Origin of the sequence: Micromonospora sp. CA-269861, assembly GCF_050948505.1 — a bacterium.
Lineage (GTDB): Bacteria > Actinomycetota > Actinomycetes > Mycobacteriales > Micromonosporaceae > Micromonospora.
Window position 1 is genome coordinate 6,703,168 of record NZ_CP192014.1, and the last position, 14,882, is coordinate 6,718,049.

Below are 14,882 nucleotides of genomic sequence, written 5' to 3' on the forward strand. Positions count from 1 at the left end.
CATCGGAGGGAACGGGGTCCCCGGGACGCACGGACGCCCCCGCCCGGTCGGGGGCGGGGGCGTCCTCAGCACGTGCGGGGAGGGCTCAGCTGGTGGCGAAGGCACCGTCCGAGGAGAAGATCAGGCCCACGCTGATCGAACCGTCGCGCAGCCCGCTCTTGGTCAGCGGCCCGCCCTGGTCCAGCGAGGAGAACTTGCCGAACGACAGTCCGTACGTCTTCTCCAGGCCCGGCTTGCAGAACGGACGCTGCTCGCACTCCGGCGGGCCACCCAGCACAGTCGCGCTGCCGGAGCACTTCGCCGCCAGCTCGGAGAGGGTCCGCACGCCGTGCTTGTCGGCGAAGGCCTGGGTCACCGCGAAGGCGTTCTGGTCCTGCGCGGCGGCCGGGGTGCCGAAGGTGAGGCCGGCCTTGTCGCCCTCGGCCTTGAGCGCGGTCACCGTCGTGTTGATGTCCGGCGAGGAGATCGGCTGGGCGTTCTGGCCGTTGGCCTTGGTGTTGAGGAACTCGGCCATGGTCGCCGCGTACTCCGGGACGACCTGGATCTCGCCCTTCTCCAGAGCCGGCGCGTAGAGCTCCCGGTTGCCGATCTGCTGCACCTTGACCTGGTAGCCGGCGGCGGTGAGCGCGATCCGGTACAGCTCGCCAAGAATCTGACTCTCGGCGAAGTTGCCGGCACCCACCGTGATGTTGCCGCCCGGGCCCTTGGCGATGCCCGCTGTGAGGTTGTTGGCGCTGGCGAACTCCTCGGCCGCCACCTTGGCGGTCTTGCGGTCCTCGTTGACCGCCTTGTTGAGCTGGATCAGCTTCGGGGTGTCGAGCGTGGCGGAGACCTTGTCCAGTGCGGCGATCAGCTGCGGGTTTGCCGCCTTGCTGTTGACCGCCGGAATGACGTTGTCGGAGTTCTGGAGCTTCTTGTCGTCCTGCAGAGCGATGAGCTGCTGGCCGGCGACCGGAGCGCACCCGGCGCCGGAGGCGCTCGTCTGGGGTGCGTCGGTGCCCGAGGAGCCGGCGTCACCGCATCCGGTGAGGAGCGCTGCCCCGGCGACGGCGCTGATCGCCCCGATCGCCAGCCGTGTACGTGCGCGCATGTGCCCGCCTTCCGTGTCCCGGCGCGGCCCGTCCCGGGCCGGCCGCGTGTCCGACGGGCGATCCTTACTGTCGGTCGCCCGCGAATATCCACCCAACATGCTCCGCAGCCGACCGACAACTTGGGATGGACTTCGTCACCTCATCGTCACCGATCGGACGGGCGTGGGTCGGCGGCTCGACGCAGGCTCACCCGGACGGGTCAGGCACTCCCGGTGGCATCGGCGGCCCGGGGCCGCCCCAGCCGCTGCCGCCCGCGCCGCAGTGGCTTGGGGGTGACCAGCCGTTCGACGCCGCCGAGGACCACCTCGGCCAGCAGCGCGAGCCCGGCCACCAGCACACCGCCGGCGACGATCTGGCCGCCGCCGGCCGCGATGCCGATGCCGAAGCCGGTCCGGATGATCTGGCCGAGGCCACCGCCGTTGACGAAGGACGCCAGCGCCGCGGTCGCGATCACCTGGACCGCTGCGGTCCGGAAGCCGGCCGCCAGATAGGGCACCGCGAGCGGCAACTCCACCCGGCGCAGCAGCTGTCCGCTGGACAGACCCATCCCCCGGGCCGCGTCGAGGGCCTCCGGGTCCACCTGCCGTACCCCGGTGTACGCGTTGGCCAGCAGTGGTGGCACGGCGAAGACGGCAAGTGCCACCACGACCGGCGTCCGCCCGAAGCCGCTGGCGAAGGCCACCGGCAGGATGGTCAGCAGCGCCAGGGTGGGGATGGCCAGGGTGGCGTTGGAGATCAGCACCACGAGGCCGCCACCTCGGCCGAGGTGCCCCAGCCAGAGCCCGAGCGGCCAGGCCACCAGGCAACCGAGCGCCACCGCCAGGGCCGAGATCGTCAGGTGCTCACCGAGCCGGTCGAGCATGCCGCCCGGGTTGGTCCAGTTGAGTGGGTCGTTGATCCAGGTGATCGCCTGGCCGATCGGGTTCGCCGCGACGGTCACCGTGCCCTCCGGGTGGACCAGGGGGTCACCAGTCGGGCGACCAGGATGAGCAGCAGGTCGAGCACGACCGCGAGCGCCACGCAGAGCAGTGCGGCGGTCATGATCTCGGCCTTGTAGAGGTTGTTCTGGAAGCCCGCGAAGATCAACTGCCCGAGCCCTCCGTGCCCGACCAGCACCCCGACCGTGACCAGCGCCACCGTCGAGACGGTCGCCAGGCGTACGCCGGTCACGATGCCCGGCAGCGCCAGCGGCAGGTCGATCCGGAACAGGCGTCTCCACCGGCCGTAACCCATGCCCTCGGCGGCCTCACGAACCTCCGGGGGCACCTGGTTGAGACCGGCCACCACGTTGCGCACGATCAGCAGCAGCGCGTAGAGGACCAGCCCGACCAGCACCGTGGTCGTCCCGGTGCCCAGGTAGGGGGCGATGAACGCGAAGAGCGCCAACGACGGGATGGTGTAGACCACACCGCTGACGGCGAGGATCGGACCGGCGAGCGGACGAACCCAGTACGCCAGCACGGACAACGGCAGGGCGATCAGCACCGCGATCAACACCGCTCGCCCGGTGAGGGAGGCGTGTTCGCGCACCGCGGCGAGGATCGTGTCAGAGTTGTCCCGCACGTACTGCCAGGAGAACCAGGGGTTACCCGGGTCGGCCCGGTAGCTCAGGCGGAAGGACATACGTGGACGTTACCCCGGAGGCTGTCAACGTGGCCCAATCCCCTCGTGCGGCGTCGATCTCGCTGCAGGGCATCCAGAAGCGCTACCCGAACGGCACCGAGGCCGTCCGGGACCTCAGCCTGGATGTCCGGGCCGGTGAGCTGGTGGTGCTGATCGGCCCGTCCGGCTGCGGCAAGTCGACGGTGCTGCGGATGATCAATCGCCTGATCGAGCCGACCGCTGGTCGCATCACGCTCGGCGACGAGGATGTCACCGACGTCGACCCGGTACGGCTACGCCGTCGAATCGGGTACGTCATCCAGAACGTCGGTCTCTTTCCACACCAGACGGTACGGGCCAACGTGGCCACCGTGCCGGGCCTGCTGCGCTGGCCCAAGGGCCAGACCCGGGCCCGGGTCGACGAGCTGCTCGATCTGGTCGGGCTGGACCCGGCCGAGTTCGGCGGTCGCTACCCGCACGAGCTGTCGGGTGGCCAGCGGCAACGGGTCGGGGTGGCCCGCGCGCTCGCCGCCGACCCGGTGGTGCTGTTGATGGACGAGCCGTTCTCGGCCGTCGACCCGATCGTCCGGGCCCGCCTCCAGGAGGAGTTCCTGCGCCTTCAGGCCGAGGTGCGCAAGACGATCGTGCTGGTCACCCACGACCTCGACGAGGCGGTCCGGCTCGGCGACCGGATCGCCGTGCTCTCCGCGGGCGGGCACCTGGAGCAGTACGACACCCCGGCCGCACTGCTCGGCGCACCAGCCACCCCGTTCGTACGCGAGTTCGTCGGCGCCGACCGGGGCATCCGCCGGTTGGCGGTCACCCCACTCGACCGGGAGGCGCTGGAGCCGGTACCCGAGGACGCCGCACCGGACCTGCCCACGGTCACGGTGGACGGTACCGCGTACGACGCGTTGGCGGCCCTGCTCACCTCGGGTCGGGACCGGCTCCTCGTGACCGACGACGGCCGGCCGGTGGGCGCGCTCAGCCGACAGCGTCTCCTCGACCTCGGCCGCCCGACCAGCTGACCCGCCCCGGGCCGGGTCGGGCGCACCAGCCGCGCCCGACCCCGGTCAGGTCAGGCGCGACCGCCGAGGCTGGCGATGCCGATGATCCACCCGGTGAGGAAGCCGTAACCCGCACCGGCGCTGGCGTCCTGAAGTGCTCCCAGCAGTGACGGTGCCGGGCCGAGCAGCGCCGCCAGCACGGCGGCGAGCCCGCCGGCCAGCACGTACGCGGCCCAGCCGGAGAAGAACTGGCTGACCGGGCCGGGCACCCGCGCGATCTGGGCGGCGGGCAACAGGTAGAGCAGGGCCACCGCGAGGACCACCAGCAGCACGGCCCGCAGGTCGGCGGCGAACAACCCGCCGGCCTGACCGTCCGCGTCGAGCCGCCAGGCCGGCCACGCGAGCAGGCGCGCGTAGAAGGCGCCTGCCGAGTCGGGGTCGGTCAGGGTGACGGCCCAACCGGTGTACGCCGGACTGCCGCAGATGCCGACAAGCAGCAACACGGCCAGCGCGCCGGTGCCGGCGGCCGTGCCGTAGCGGCTGACCGGGCCGGAGCGGTGGATGAACGACGCGATCCGCCCAGGCCCCGAACCGGTGGGTCGGGCGGACCTGGGCTGCCCCGAGCGGCTCAGTGCTTCATCAGATAGTCGATGAAGGCGGCCCGCAGCAGCGGCGCCGACTCCTCGTAGCCGTGGCCGGTCAGCTCCCGCCACAGCGCGTTGGCCTCGTCGATCGTCGGGCCGATCGAGTTCGGGGCGCCGTCCAGCACCGTGGCCTCGTCCGCGTTCGGCAGGTGGCGCAGCACCGACCAGTAGAACCCCACGTCCCGACGCTCCCGGGCCCGGGCGAACGCCCGCTCCCGCAACTCCTCGGTGGACAGCGCGTCAAGCTCCTCGAACGAGGTTCCGCCGGGGGTGGCGGCAGGTGTGTCGGTCATGTCGCCGAGCCTAACGGTCGAGATCAGCTCCGGCTCGGCGGACGCGACGCGGCTCACCGCTCGTCTGTGTCCCACCGCCGTGGGCCGTCCTCCCACCGCGGATCCCGCCACGGGTCGACCGGTTGGGGTGCGGCCTGGGTCGGCAGCGTGGGAGGCCAGTTGTCGACGGACTGCGGCTGCGGCATGGTCCAGCCCGAACTGATCGTGCCGTCGCTGACCGGCTCGGGCCGCTCGCTGCTGCCGGTGCTGCCAGGGCTACCGGGGCTGCCGGCGCGGGGCCGCCCGAGTGTCTCGACCAGCCGGGTGGCCAGCAGCCCGACGCCGAGCGCGGCCCCGCCGACCACCCAGTTGCTCAGCGTCCAGCCGCGCTCCGGCGCGTACACCTGGAAGACGCTGACCAGGCCGACCGCCAGCACCGTGCCGAACACACCGCCCCGGCGACCGTAGGCGCTGGTGCCGGCGAGCAGGGCCACGCCGATCGCCAGCACCGTCCAGTCCAGCCCCGAGGTCGGCGCCACCGGCCCGGGGTCGTTGGCGGCGAGCAGCACGCCGGCGAGGGCGGCCAGCACCGTGGAGACGACGAGCGCGACGGCGGTCACCACGGCGGCCGCCACGCCCCGCCGACGGGCCGGATCGGCGATCGGACGGTACCGGCCGACGAGCCGGCGGATCGCCCGGATCGCGCCGAACAACCCGCCGAGGACGGCAAGCGCGGCGAAGCCGGCGAAGAGATACCCGGCGCTGCCGGCCGGGTCGTAGTCGCCCTGCACCAGCACGGGCGCCGAGCGGCGTTCGATGTACACCACCACGGCGGCGGCGCCGGCCAGGCTGGCGGCCCAGCCCGGCACGTGCAACACCACCACGGCCAGCGCCAGCGCGAGCCCGCCCACCGCGGCGACCGCCACGGCCGGGCCGATCGAGGCCGGCAGGCCCCGGTCACCCTGCTCGGCGTAGTGCAGGGCGGCCGCCACCGCGACCGGGCCGACGGCCAGGTTCGGTGCGGCCGTACGCAGGCTCAGCCCGGCGGCCAGGGCGAGCAGGCCCAGCCCGACCGCGTCGATCAGCAGCGTGCGCAGGTTGCCGTCACGTACGGCGGACGGATCCTCCTGCCAGAGCAGCCAGCTCACGGCCGCCAGCCCGGCCAGCAGCAGCAACTCCCACCCCAGGTGTACGCCGATCCGGTCCCGGCCGGGCTCACCGTGGGTGGGGTCGTCGAAGACGTTCTCCAGTACGGCGGCCGGCACCCCCGACGAAGGTTCGGCCGACCGGTCCCGGCCCGCTTCTTCGTACCCCATGACGCCGCCTCCCCAGTGGCCGGCCGTCCCCAGTCCGGCGCGCGGACGGACCCCGGGCGGCCCTTGCTCTCCGATCGCAGGCACCGTACCCGCGCCCGCAGCCGGGCGTAACCCCCTGCTCAGCGCTGGCCGGGGCGGCTCTCCCGTGGGTCCTGCTCGCGCTCGTCGTCCGGGCGCTCCGGCACCCGGCAGGAGCGTTCCAGCCAGAGCGCGGCGCCGACCAGGGCCAGCGAGGCGAGCAGACCCCCACCGGCGGCCGGTCGATCGTCCAGGGCGGCGCGGGTGGTCTCCACGAAGAGCCAGCCGGTGAGCCCCGCGTAGAAGCCCGCGAAGATCGCCGCGGCCAGCGCCGATGCCTTGGCCAGCACCACGAAACGGGCAACCAGCAGCGGATTGACAGGTTCGCGGCCCGGCTTGCGCTCGATCCGACCCCGGGTGTTGATCGCGGCGTACGCCTCCAGCACGGCGAGCCCGGCCAGCGTCACCACCGGCAGCCAGGGCAGCCGGGGAATGCCGCTGTAGTAGAGGCTGCTGATCAGCAGCCAGGCCACCGCCGCCGCAGCCAGGCCGGCCACGACCAGGGTCGAGATCCGGGTGGGGCCCATCCGGGACCCGTCCGGGCCCGACCCGCGGGGTGGGGGCTTCGCCTGCGTCATGCCGGCCGGTTCCGCTCGGTCATGCCGTCGACTCTAACGCCAACTCCGGCCGGGGACGCAGTTCCAACGCCTCGTCGGCCGCGGGGCCGGTGGTCAGCAGATCGGTCAGCCAGCCGTGACCGGGCAGCCGACCGTACGGCTGGATGTCGATCCACGGACGCAGCACGAAGGCGCGCAGGTGTGCCCGGGGGTGCGGCAGGGTCAGCTCCGGGTCGTCGCTGAGCACCGGCTCGTCGTCGTCGCCCCAGACCGCGATCACATCCACGTCGAGGGTGCGCGGACCGAAGCGCCGCTGCGGGTCACGGACCCGGCCGGCCGCGCGCTCCGCGTCGCGGGCCCGCTCCAGCCAGTCGCGCGGGGTCGCGCTCCCGTCCTGGACGAGCACCACCGCGTTGAGGTACGCCGGCTGCTCGGTGTCGCCCCACGGTGGAGTCTCGTACACCCCGGAGAGCACGAGCACCGCGTCGCCGAGGGTGGCGACGGCCGTGCGCAGGTGCGCCAGGCGGTCGCCCAGGTTGCTGCCGAGCGAGAGGATCGCCCGGGTCACCTGACACGCGTCCGGGTCATGGTGACGGCCACGTCGGTGAAGGTGTGCGGCACCGGCGCCTCCGGCTTGTGCACGGTGATCGTCGCGGCGTCGACCCGAACGTCTGCCAGGCAGACCGCGAGGAGCCGGTCCGCCAGGGTCTCGATCAGGTTGACCGGCTCGCCGGTCACCACCGCGACCAGGCGTTCGGCCAGCTCGCCGTAGTGCACTGTGGCGGTGACGTCGTCGGTGGCGGCGGCCGGGCCGAGGTCCAGCTCCAGGACGGCGTCGACCACGAAGTCCTGCCCCTGTGCGCGTTCGAAGTCGTACACCCCGTGCCGGCCGCGCGCCCGCAGGCCGGTCAGCTGGATCCGGTCCGTCGTCATCGCCGTACCCCATGCTCGTGATCGTGTTGCGCTCGCCTCTTGTCGTGCGACGGCACGGCCAGGCGCGGACTGCCGGTCGCGGCCCAGACCGCGAGCGCGTCGGCGGTGGCCCGCACGTCGTGCACGCGCACGCCCCAGGCGCCCGCGGCGACCGCCAGCACGCTGGTGGCCACGGTGGCCGCCTCCCGCTGGGCGGTCGGCCGCGGCGTGCCGTCCGCGGCGGCGAGCAACCCGCCGAGGTACGACTTACGGCTCGCGCCGAAGAGCAGCGGGTAGCCGAGGTCCAGCAGCTCCGGCAGGCGGGCGCTCAGCTCCCAGTTGTGCGCGGCGGTCTTGGCGAAGCCGAGGCCGGGGTCGACGATCAGGCGGTCGGCGGCCACCCCGGCGGTCAGCGCCGCGTCTATCCGCTGGGCCAACTCGGCCCGGACGTCGGCGACCACGTCGGTGTACGTGGCCAGCTCGCGCATCCCACGCGAGTGCCCACGCCAGTGCATCAGCACCCAGGGGCAGTCCGCATCGCGGACCACGCGGGCCATGTCCGGGTCGGCCAGGCCACCGGAGACGTCGTTGACCACCGTCGCGCCGGCGGCCAGGGCGGCCTCCGCGACCCGTGCGCGGCTGGTGTCGACGCTGACCCGCACGCCGGCGGCGGTCAGCTCGCGGATGACCGGCAGGACGCGCTCGATCTCGGTCGCGGCGTCGATCCGCTCAGCGCCCGGACGGGTCGACTCGCCACCGATGTCGACCAGGTGCGCACCGGCGTCGCGCAGACGGACGCCGTGTCCGACGGCAGCGTCCAGGTCGGCGTACCGTCCGCCGTCGGAGAAGGAGTCCGGTGTGACGTTGAGGACGCCCATCACCACCGGGCTCGAAGCCCGCACCAGATCGGTCACGACTAGACGGTACCGGTCGCGGCAGCGGCGCTGACCGGCCCGGGTCGGCCCCGCGCCACCACGCCTGACGTGGCGATTGGAACAGGTGTACGATCGGTCATTCGGGCAGCATCGGGCAGCCCCTTCACAGCTTGTCGCAATCCGGGGCGGCCCGTACGCTTTGGAATTGGCCAGCATCGAGATGGCGAAGCTTGGAGGGAGGGCCGAAGCGGGGGAAAACCGCCCAAACCTCGCCACCCTCCGTGGTGAGTAACGAACACAGGGTCAAGAACGCCATGCCCTGTGGAGCACTTTTCCCGCAAGGCTTGCCTATTGCACCGCCGCGGCATCGCCGGCCGCGCTATGGGGAGGTTCCAGTGATCGCCTTCGAGCTCATGGAGACGGCGTCGTCAGGCGTCGCCCACGCGCTCTCCACCCTGGCGTCGACTCCACTCGCGGAGCCGGCACCGAAGGGGATCGACACCAACAGTGTCGTCACCTTCTTCGCCAGCAAGATCGCGCCGATCCTGCTCGCCGTCCTCGGCGTCATCTTCATCGGCCGTGCCAGCCGAGGCGAGATCTCCAAGGTGCTGACCAGCTCCGCGATCGCCATCGTCGGGCTCGCCTTCATCGCCGGGGCGGCCACACTCTTCTTCGTCGGCGATTACCTGATCGACCTGATCTTCGAATAGGCGCGTTCACCAGATGCGGCTACGCACCGACGACGACATCTACCGGGCCCGCCTGGTCTACCTCGGGCCGCCCGGTTACACCCTTCCGGTCCACCTGCCCTACGCCCAGTACGGGCTCTTCATGCTGCTGGTCCCCCTCTACATGTTCATCCACTGGCTGTTCACGCTGACGGTCGAGCTCTTCCCAGCCTGGGAGATCGCGCTCGCCATCGTGACCACGTCGTTCATCTTCCGGCACGTCGACCCCGATCGACCGGCGCGGGTGGTCATCCGCACCGCGCTGACCGACTGGCGACGCACCCGGGAGCCGGCGGTCGAGCAGCGCGACCCGCGCCTGGTCGGCAGCCGGATCAGGATTCGGGAGGAGCTGGCATGACCGGACGTACGTCGAACGGTCCGTCGCAGGACGCGGGCAGGGGCCTGCCGGCGGTCGCTGGGGCGGTCGCATGAGCCGCTCCTCCACGCCGGGCTCCCCGGCCGGCCGCCCGGGCGCGCCGGCCGATCACCGTGCGCACTCATTCGACTACTCGGGGGACGAGGACGAGGTTGCCCTCGACCCTGCGCTGGTGACGTCGCCCGGCCACGGTGCCGTCGGCGTGTTCCAGGCACCCCGACCGGTCCCCCGCCGGACGCCACCGGCCGAGCCCTCAGCCGTGTCGGCAGGCGAGAACGCCGACATCGACTCCCCCTTCCTGGACCTCTTCGGCGGCGGTGGCCGACCCGGCACGGCACGAGCCGTCACGGCCGGCCCGAGCACCCGCGAGCACCCGGCAATCCCGCATCAGCCACCACCCGCCACCGGCCCGGCTCCAGCCCGCGCCGTTCCCGAGCTGGAGCCCCCGTGGACACCCGCCGACCAGCCCGGCAGGGCTGGCCGACCGGTCGAGCCACGGCACGCGGACAACCACCCGGTCAGCGAGTCCCGGGTGCCACATCAGGCCGGCGATCGACGGCCGATGCTGCGACCGCCGGACGAGCCCGACCCGTCCACCGGCCGGGGCTCACCAGCAGCCACCACCGGCCCCGCTGACCGTGGCTCACCGGCGGCGTTCACCGGTCCCGCCGGCCGGCCAACCGGCACCCCGCCGGGCAGCCGACCCACGCCCGCGCCCGCAGCCCAAGCGGCCCGGCCTCCGGCGCCGGCCAAGCCGGCGGCCAGCAGCACAGCAACGGATCGACCAGCACTGGAGCGCACGGCACGGCGGGCCACCGGGAAGGAGGTCGCCGCACCCCGGCAGCGCACGGCGAGCCGACCGGACCGGCCGATCAAGCCCACCCGGGTTCGGGCTCCAAAGATCAAATTCGGAGATCGGGACCCGTCGGTCGAGCTGGCCATCACCGAGATCGCCGGCCACCTGACCTTCACGCCGAACACGGTCACCGCCTGGTACTGGCTGCCCGAGGTCCGCTGGGCGTTCCGGCCGGACGCCGAACGCGAGGCACTGCTGTCGGCGATCTCCGAGCAGTACGCCGGCCTGGCCGGTTTCCGACTGCACCTGCGCCGCACCACCCGGCCGTTCCCCGCCGACGAGTGGGCGCGCACGATCGACACGCACACCGCGGCGCCACTGCCCGACGTACCCGGCACCACCGGCTGGGCCGATCACCTGGTCGCCGCCCAACGCCACCTGATGGCGGTCAACCACGCCGAGGGGCAGACCTACCTGGGTGTCACCTTCGCCCGCCGTTCCCTCGGCGACTCGCTCACCGAGCGACTGCTGCGCACCTTCGGGCGGGGCACCGCCGATGGCGAACGCCGCAAGCTCGGCCGCACCGTGGAGCAGTTCGACGAAGTGCTCGGCGCGTTCGGCATGCGCGGCCGGCGGGTCACCGCACAGGAGCTGGAGTGGCTGCTCTACCGCTCGGTGGCGCTGTGCATGTCGCCGCCGAGCACCCTCTCCCCCGTCACCGACGGGCGCTGGGAGCGCGGCGACCTGCTCGCCATGACCGAGCAGGTCGAGCGCTACCGCACCCCGTACGGCTCGACGGTCAAGCTGGTCAATCGGATGACCGGTGAGGAGCGGCACGTGGCCGTGCTCGCCGTCGGCCGGATGGAGCCGCTGGAGATCCCGGAACGGCACGAGCCCTGGCTGCACTTCCACGAGCGGCTGCCCTGGCCGATGGAAATCTCCACCCGCGTCGACATCCTCGGCTCCGGCGACTCCTTCCGCAATCTCGAACACCGGCTGCGGATGATCCGCTCGCAACAGCTCGACTACGCCGAACACGGCATCGACGCGCCCCCCGAGCTGGAACGACTGGCCAAGCGCGCCCTGGTGATCGGCGACGAGATGACCACCGGCCTGCCGGTCGACTCGGCCCGCGCACACGGCTGGCACCGGATCGCGGTAGGTGGCCGGACCAGGGAGGAGTGCCTGGAGCGGGCCCGCCGACTCATCCAGCTCTACTCCCGGGAACTGCGCATCTCGCTGCAGCACCCGAAGAACCAGGACTGGCTGGCCCGCGAGTTCATCCCCGGCGAGCCGATCGCCAACACCGGCTACGTCCGTCGCATGCCGGTGCCGCTGCTCGCCGCCGCGCTCCCCCAGGCCGCATCGAACGTGGGCGACCGGCGGGGCGACCTCATCGGCCGGACCGCCGGCACCTGCCGCCGCCCGGTCTTCCTCGACCTGCACTTCCCCATGGAGGTCCGGGAACGCTCCGGGCTCGCGGTCTTCGTCGCCGAACCGGGCGGTGGCAAGTCAACACTGCTCGGCGCCCTGGGCTACCTGGCCGCCCGCCGAGGTGTCCAGGTGACCCTGCTCGACCCGTCCGGCCCGCTGGCCCGCCTCTGCGCGATGCCAGAACTGCGGCCGTACTCCCGGGTGTTGAACCTGACCGGCTCCGAGCACGGCACCCTGGCGCCCTACTCGCTCATCCCGACGCCGCTGCGCTCCGAGTTCGGCACCGGGGCCGCCGGCGACCGGGAGTTCGAGATCGCGGTCTCCAACGCCCGAGCCGAGCGGCGGATGCTGGTTCAGGACATCTGCATGATGCTCGTCCCGCCGCAGGTCGCCAGGGAGGCGTCCACCGCCACCCTCTTCCGGCACGCCGTCCGCCAGGTCCCCGCCGAGGAGACCTCCACCCTGGACGACGTGGTGAGCTGCCTCGGACGGCTCGACGACGACGCCGGCAAGGAACTGGCCAACCTCCTGCTGGACACCGCCGAGATGCCACTGGCCATGCTCTTCTTCGGCCGACCGCCGGAGGGGCTGCTCGGTGCCGACGCGGCACTCACCGTGATCACCATGGCCGGGCTACGGCTGCCCGACCTCAAGATCGAACGTGAGTACTGGTCCGCCGAGGAGGCCCTGGCCCTGCCGATGCTGCACACCGCGCACCGGCTCGCCGTCCGACGCTGCTACGGCGGCTCGATGTCGTCCCGCAAGCTCGTCGGCCTCGACGAGGCGCACTTCATGGAGGGCTGGCGGTCCGGACGCTCCTTCCTGGTCCGGCTCGCCCGCGACTCCCGCAAGTGGAACCTGGCCGCGCTCGTCGCCTCCCAGAACCCCCGCGACATCCTCGGCCTCGACGTGCAGAACCTCGTCTCCACCGTCTTCGTCGGCCGCATCGCCGAGGACGCCGAGATCGCCTCCGAAGCGCTGCGGCTGCTGCGGGTGCCCGTCAACGACGGGTACGAGGCGACCCTCGCCTCGCTCTCCGCCGCCGACACCAGCTCGGCCTCCCGCCTCGGCTTCCGCGAGTTCGTGATGCGCGACGTCGACGGCCGGGTGCAGAAGGTCCGAGTCGACGTCTCGTACGTCGAAGGGCTGCTGGACCACCTCGACACGACGCCCGCCGCGATCGCCGCGGCGGCCGGAGTCCTACCGAGCATCCCCCTGCCGGATCTGGAGGCGTGACATGGCTAGGGCCTGGGCAAGGACCGTGTCGTTCCTGCTCGCCCTTGGTGTACTGGCCGGGGCCTCCCTCACCTGGCCGCTGATCGGCGCGGAGGCCGCAGCCGCCGCACCGCCCAGCGCTGCCCAGGCCCGCGCCGACCTCTGCACGACAGCCGAATGGCAAGCCGACTTCCGCGCCTGCGTCGCAAAGCTGCAAGCAGTCAGCGAGGACCAGGTCACCTGCCGCAATGCACCGACACCGGGTACACCGGACTCCGGGCTCGCCGGCTGGTTCGCCGCCGCGCCACCAACGGAGGCGGCGAATGGAGTAGCTGGTCGGTACAGCCTCTATGGCTACGGTGGCTACAGCTATAACACCTATGACATCGACGGTGGCTGCGCCTCAAGCGTGCTACATCCGGACTACAAGTTCACAACGACGGTCGCCAATGGCGAGTTCATGGCTGCCACGGCGATCATCGGCGCTTCAAATGCGCTCAGAGAGCGCGCCTGGGACCCCGGCTCGATGTGGGGCTGGGCTGACCCACTCGTCGAGCAGGCGACCAAGGCCGTGTACCAGAAGGTGTTCAGCGTCTTCGGCATCGTCACCCTGTGTGTGGTGGGACTTTACCTACTCTGGCGGTCCCGCCAGTCAGACATGAGTAACGCGATGACCACCGCAGGCTGGGCACTGCTGGTGATGGTCGCTGTCACCGCGCTGGCCGCTTGGCCGGTCAAGTCAGCGAACATCGCCGACGGTGCACTTGTCACCAGCCTCGGAGTGGTGCATGACGCCGTTGGGCCGCAGGCGAAGGAGCCGGACCCGGGGCGGTGTATCGATCCCGACCGCTGCAAAGACCTTCGAACCCCTGCCGTCCGAGCCAGCGACACCGCTACCGAGACGATGCTCTACCGGAATTGGCTCCGCGGAGTGCTCGGCTCGGCCGACAGTGAAACCGCTCGTAAATACGGCCCGGCACTCTACGACGCCAAGGCACTTTCGTGGGAGGAGGTCGAGAAGCTGCGCGCCAACCCGGCCACCCGTCCAGCAACGATCAAGGCCAAGCAGCAGCAGTGGGCACGGGTGGCGCAGCAGATTAAGACTGAGGATCCAGAGGCGTACGAGTACCTCCAGGGTTTGCGCGATATGGATCGGATCGGCGCAGGTTTCATCGCTGTGCTCGCGGCCCTACTCTTTGCGATGTTCGACCTGACCGCGTCGCTGCTGGTCCTGCTGGGTTTCCTGATTTTCCGGTGGGCGGTGATCGCGGCACCCATCCTGGGCACCATCGGTCTACTGCGGCCGGCCAGCGCCGGTCTGCGGCGGTTGGCGAACGCCGTGGTCGCCGCGCTGTTCAACATCGCCATCTTCGGCACCGGGGCAGCCATCTACCTGTTCGCCGTTGATCTGATCATGAGTACCCCCACCATGGCGGGTTGGCTTCAGGTGGTGCTGGTGTGGCTCTGCGGGGTGGTCGGATGGCTGCTGCTGCGGCCGTACCGGCGGATCACGCAACTCGGCGGCAAGGACAGCAGCGAAGCGGTCAGCTCCGCCGGGTCCTGGCACCGCCGGTTCTTCCGCGACATGCGGACCGCCGCGCGCTTGGACATGGCCGAGCCGGGCGGCACCGCCGAGCCGGTGGGCGGACGTCGACGGTCACCCGACGCCGAGCAGACCCGGCTACGACCGGAGGCACGGCGGGAGGATCCGGCCCCGGTACCGGCCGCCGCAGCCGAGGGGCGACGCGCAGACTCGGTGCGCCCCGACGGTCGAGAACGGCCCGACGAGGCGCCGGCGGAGGAAGGCAAAGGTCGGAGTCGCCCGGTCGCGCCGCAGCCACGACGCCGACAGCCGGCGACCTGGACCGAGCCGGATGTGCCGGCTGAGAACCCGTCGTTCGTGGTCTACCGCCCGGGCTCCAGCGAGCGCGCACCGGATCGCACCGGACCTCGGGTGCGATCAGAGGCGAGGTGACGGT

At 71.9% G+C, this 14,882-nt stretch carries 15 protein-coding genes; 5 read left to right on the forward strand and 10 right to left on the reverse strand.

What is annotated here, in order from left to right:
- Positions 1-85: 85 nt before the first annotated feature.
- The 3 genes from ACQP0U_RS30870 to ACQP0U_RS30880 form a co-directional block, all read right to left on the reverse strand.
- Positions 86-1,090, reverse strand: a complete 1,005-nt coding sequence (locus ACQP0U_RS30870) for a glycine betaine ABC transporter substrate-binding protein (RefSeq protein ID WP_433313953.1) — start codon at positions 1,088-1,090, stop codon at positions 86-88.
- 200 nt (positions 1,091-1,290) lie between these two features.
- On the reverse strand, positions 1,291-2,031 hold the full coding sequence (locus ACQP0U_RS30875; protein WP_433313956.1) for an ABC transporter permease: 741 nt from the start codon (positions 2,029-2,031) through the stop codon (positions 1,291-1,293).
- The gene (locus tag ACQP0U_RS30880) at positions 2,028-2,714 is read right to left on the reverse strand and encodes an ABC transporter permease (RefSeq protein WP_357354264.1); all 687 of its coding nucleotides are present in this window, start codon (positions 2,712-2,714) and stop codon (positions 2,028-2,030) included. Before ACQP0U_RS30880 ends, ACQP0U_RS30875 begins: the two co-directional genes overlap by 4 nt.
- Positions 2,715-2,716: 2 nt before the next feature.
- On the opposite strand from ACQP0U_RS30880, the gene ACQP0U_RS30885 reads away from it, so the two are divergent.
- Positions 2,717-3,721, forward strand: a complete 1,005-nt coding sequence (locus tag ACQP0U_RS30885; RefSeq protein ID WP_433313959.1) for an ABC transporter ATP-binding protein — start codon at positions 2,717-2,719, stop codon at positions 3,719-3,721.
- A 50-nt stretch (positions 3,722-3,771) separates the two neighbouring features.
- Here the strand turns inward: ACQP0U_RS30885 and ACQP0U_RS30890 are convergent, their stop codons facing one another.
- The 7 genes from ACQP0U_RS30890 to folP form a co-directional block, all read right to left on the reverse strand.
- Positions 3,772-4,203 (reverse strand): hypothetical protein, encoded by a 432-nt coding sequence (locus ACQP0U_RS30890; protein WP_433313962.1) that lies wholly within the window; start codon positions 4,201-4,203, stop codon positions 3,772-3,774.
- A gap of 125 nt (positions 4,204-4,328) precedes the next feature.
- Positions 4,329-4,637, reverse strand: a complete 309-nt coding sequence (locus ACQP0U_RS30895; RefSeq protein ID WP_279515403.1) for a hypothetical protein — start codon at positions 4,635-4,637, stop codon at positions 4,329-4,331.
- Between the two features lie 53 nt (positions 4,638-4,690).
- A complete protein-coding gene (locus ACQP0U_RS30900; protein ID WP_433313965.1) occupies positions 4,691-5,932 on the reverse strand; it encodes an ABC transporter permease in 1,242 nt (413 codons plus the stop codon).
- A gap of 119 nt (positions 5,933-6,051) precedes the next feature.
- Complete coding sequence (locus tag ACQP0U_RS30905; protein WP_433313968.1) at positions 6,052-6,588, reverse strand: DUF3180 domain-containing protein; 537 nt, start codon at positions 6,586-6,588, stop codon at positions 6,052-6,054.
- 19 nt (positions 6,589-6,607) lie between these two features.
- The gene (gene folK, locus ACQP0U_RS30910) at positions 6,608-7,135 is read right to left on the reverse strand and encodes a 2-amino-4-hydroxy-6-hydroxymethyldihydropteridine diphosphokinase (RefSeq protein ID WP_433313970.1); all 528 of its coding nucleotides are present in this window, start codon (positions 7,133-7,135) and stop codon (positions 6,608-6,610) included.
- The gene (gene folB / locus ACQP0U_RS30915) at positions 7,132-7,500 is read right to left on the reverse strand and encodes a dihydroneopterin aldolase (RefSeq protein ID WP_433313973.1); all 369 of its coding nucleotides are present in this window, start codon (positions 7,498-7,500) and stop codon (positions 7,132-7,134) included. Before folB ends, folK begins: the two co-directional genes overlap by 4 nt.
- Positions 7,497-8,393 carry a dihydropteroate synthase gene (gene folP, locus ACQP0U_RS30920; protein ID WP_433313976.1) on the reverse strand — a complete coding sequence of 299 codons (897 nt, stop codon included), beginning with the start codon at positions 8,391-8,393 and terminating at the stop codon, positions 7,497-7,499. Before folP ends, folB begins: the two co-directional genes overlap by 4 nt.
- Before the next feature lie 356 nt (positions 8,394-8,749).
- On the opposite strand from folP, the gene ACQP0U_RS30925 reads away from it, so the two are divergent.
- From ACQP0U_RS30925 to ACQP0U_RS30940, 4 genes are all read left to right on the forward strand, one after another.
- Entirely contained in the window at positions 8,750-9,064 is a 315-nt protein-coding gene (locus ACQP0U_RS30925) for a hypothetical protein (protein ID WP_074315118.1), read from the forward strand.
- A 13-nt stretch (positions 9,065-9,077) separates the two neighbouring features.
- Positions 9,078-9,440, forward strand: coding sequence for a hypothetical protein (locus tag ACQP0U_RS30930; RefSeq protein ID WP_053654782.1), 363 nt, complete (start codon positions 9,078-9,080; stop codon positions 9,438-9,440).
- Between the two features lie 70 nt (positions 9,441-9,510).
- On the forward strand, positions 9,511-12,924 hold the full coding sequence (locus ACQP0U_RS30935; RefSeq protein ID WP_433313978.1) for an ATP-binding protein: 3,414 nt from the start codon (positions 9,511-9,513) through the stop codon (positions 12,922-12,924).
- Between the two features lies 1 nt (position 12,925).
- A complete protein-coding gene (locus ACQP0U_RS30940; protein WP_433313981.1) occupies positions 12,926-14,878 on the forward strand; it encodes an MFS transporter in 1,953 nt (650 codons plus the stop codon).
- The last annotated feature ends 4 nt before the right edge of the window (positions 14,879-14,882 follow it).

Excerpts from the sequence above, each read along its gene's own strand:
- ACQP0U_RS30880 (WP_357354264.1), bottom strand. The coding sequence starts at position 2,714 with ATGTCCTTCCGCCTGAGCTACCGGGCCGACCCGGGTAACCCCTGGTTC.
- folB (WP_433313973.1), bottom strand. The coding sequence starts at position 7,500 with ATGACGACGGACCGGATCCAGCTGACCGGCCTGCGGGCGCGCGGCCGG.
- ACQP0U_RS30870 (WP_433313953.1), bottom strand. The coding sequence starts at position 1,090 with ATGCGCGCACGTACACGGCTGGCGATCGGGGCGATCAGCGCCGTCGCC.
- ACQP0U_RS30900 (WP_433313965.1), bottom strand. The coding sequence starts at position 5,932 with ATGGGGTACGAAGAAGCGGGCCGGGACCGGTCGGCCGAACCTTCGTCG.
- ACQP0U_RS30935 (WP_433313978.1), top strand. The coding sequence starts at position 9,511 with ATGAGCCGCTCCTCCACGCCGGGCTCCCCGGCCGGCCGCCCGGGCGCG.
- ACQP0U_RS30930 (WP_053654782.1), top strand. The coding sequence starts at position 9,078 with ATGCGGCTACGCACCGACGACGACATCTACCGGGCCCGCCTGGTCTAC.
- ACQP0U_RS30905 (WP_433313968.1), bottom strand. The coding sequence starts at position 6,588 with ATGACGCAGGCGAAGCCCCCACCCCGCGGGTCGGGCCCGGACGGGTCC.
- ACQP0U_RS30895 (WP_279515403.1), bottom strand. The coding sequence starts at position 4,637 with ATGACCGACACACCTGCCGCCACCCCCGGCGGAACCTCGTTCGAGGAG.
- ACQP0U_RS30940 (WP_433313981.1), top strand. The coding sequence starts at position 12,926 with ATGGCTAGGGCCTGGGCAAGGACCGTGTCGTTCCTGCTCGCCCTTGGT.